Here is a 1,485-nt window from a genome sequence, read left to right as displayed (position 1 = left end):
GGTTACTCATAAGGCGTTCATGAGTAAGTAAAATAGCAAAAAGATGAAATATGGTTACTCATAAGGCGTTCATGAGTAAGTAAAATAGCAAAAAGATGAAATTTGGTTACTCATAAGGAGTTCATGGGTAAGTAAAATAGAAAAACGATGAAATATGGTTACTCATAAGGAGTTCATGAGTAAGTAAAATAGGAAAACGATGAAAAATGTACTCATAAGGCGTTCATGAGTAAGTAAAATAAGGAAAACGATAAAATATGGTTACTCATAAGGCGTTCATGAGTAAGTAAAATAGCAAAAAAACAAAAGATACTAAGTCTTAAAGGGCCATGAGTTAGTAAATAAAGCAAAAATAAGAAAATACTCCACCCATCAAGGATTCAGAAGTACCTAAAATAAAAAAATGCACTCACAATAATGAGTACAAGTTAAAGTTACTAAACAAAATAACTATATTTTCCATGTCCATTCTTAGTAAAATTTTCACGAAGTACTTTCCAAATCCCTTTTTTTGATTTATAAATTCCACACCACTCATAAACAGCATTAGTTGTAATTTTTCTATTCGGATAGAGAAATTTAAGTTCTTCAACACTCCTTAATATTCCATTAGACTGATCTTCTATATAGCCACAGGCTTGGCATACAAGTTTACCTTTTTTAACTTCAGTAATATACGTATTACAGTTAACACAAATGATGCCCTTTAATAGTTGTTCATATTGATAATTTGGATATTGTTTGTACTTAGACTCTGATTTATGAAGTGATAATAATTCTTTGGTGAGTTTGAAATGATTAACATTTAATTTGAAATGTTGCATGTTTAATTCGTTTATTAGGCGATTTAGTTGTGATGGGAAAATAGTGGGTAGGTTCATAGGGGCATTGTATAAAAAAATCCGGGGTTTACAAAGACTAAATGAGGTTTTATTTTGAAATGAATCTTTTGTTCAATAAGTAATTTTCGTAGCATAGATTCGGTTCTTTTAAGTTGTTCGTAAGGATTTTTTATTTCGGTTTTTGGGGTTTTATACCATCGATCACCTTCTATATAATAATCTCCATCAAAATTTTTCACTTCAAATAAATAGATAGTTTCTCCGTTGATACCAATGGAATCAATTTGGAATTCGGATTTGTTACATTCGAACAATAAATCGTTAAGGAAAAGCCAGTTATCTGAAAGTGTTGAAGTCCATTCATCAAATTTCTTTTCACCTTTGAACCCTTTTTCTAGATAGGATAAGTATGCTTTATCCTCATCAAATAGTTCGCTTCTTGCATTTAATATTTGATAAATCCTTAAATCCTTGGATTCAAGTCGTTCTTTTTGATTTTTCATATTTCACATCCTTTTAATCTATCTTACATTCAAATTACACAAATTAATCGTTGAATTTCTAACTATTTTATGAAATGTGAGTTGTTTAGGCTTATTTCACAAAAATTTTACACTTTTTTAAGATTTATATGATATAGTTC

At 29.2% G+C, this 1,485-nt stretch carries 2 protein-coding genes; both read right to left on the bottom strand.

The window, feature by feature from the left end:
• Nucleotides 1–437 precede the first annotated feature (437 nt).
• Nucleotides 438–824, bottom strand: a complete 387-nt coding sequence (locus CN514_RS24265; RefSeq protein ID WP_098234761.1) for a hypothetical protein — start codon at nucleotides 822–824, stop codon at nucleotides 438–440.
• 53 nt (nucleotides 825–877) lie between these two features.
• The gene (locus CN514_RS24260) at nucleotides 878–1,345 is read right to left on the bottom strand and encodes a nuclease-related domain-containing protein (protein ID WP_098234760.1); all 468 of its coding nucleotides are present in this window, start codon (nucleotides 1,343–1,345) and stop codon (nucleotides 878–880) included.
• Nucleotides 1,346–1,485 lie beyond the last annotated feature (140 nt).

Origin of the sequence: Bacillus sp. AFS001701 (assembly GCF_002559405.1) — a bacterium.
GTDB lineage: Bacteria > Bacillota > Bacilli > Bacillales > Bacillaceae_G > Gottfriedia.
This window is presented reverse-complemented; position numbering and strand designations above follow the sequence as displayed.